The following is a 486-nucleotide window of genomic DNA, read 5'->3' on the forward strand; positions in this document are numbered from 1 at the left end:
TCTTTATCTTTATTTATTCTTTTTGTCTACTCTTGCAGTACTGAAGAGACTGTATCTAATCAAACCTTAGATGCTCAAACTTGGTTTAAAAAGTATGAAGCTGAAAGCCCAAATTTTGATTTATTCCAAAATTTAGAATACAATTGGAATCAAGCCAAAATGACAACCTCAGAAGACGGAACTGAAACTATTATTGTTCCTATTGTTGAGCGCAAAAAAAATGTATCAGAAATTTGGAAACAAAAATTGTATATTTATAAATTAAGTGCAAACAATTATCAAGCTGTAGTCTTTGAGATATTTCCCGATAAAAATTCAAAAATCAGTAGTCAATCAATAGACGGTGGCAATTTTAACGGATATATTGGTTCTTGGGATTTGAAAAATGGTTTTATAAAAGCAGCTCAATTTGAAAACAACAAAGTTGTTCAAGAAGGAATAATAGCAATATTATCATCTACCAGTAACAATGAACAAAGCAAAATG

At 29.6% G+C, this 486-nt stretch carries 1 protein-coding gene; it reads left to right on the forward strand.

The genetic code is table 11. The features are described 5' to 3' along the window. Window positions 1-486 (forward strand): hypothetical protein (locus LPB87_RS20645; protein ID WP_230729230.1); only part of this gene is annotated, 486 nt, incomplete at both ends.

This window comes from Flavobacterium sp. EDS, from assembly GCF_020991525.1.
In the GTDB taxonomy this organism is placed as follows: Bacteria; Bacteroidota; Bacteroidia; order Flavobacteriales; family Flavobacteriaceae; genus Flavobacterium.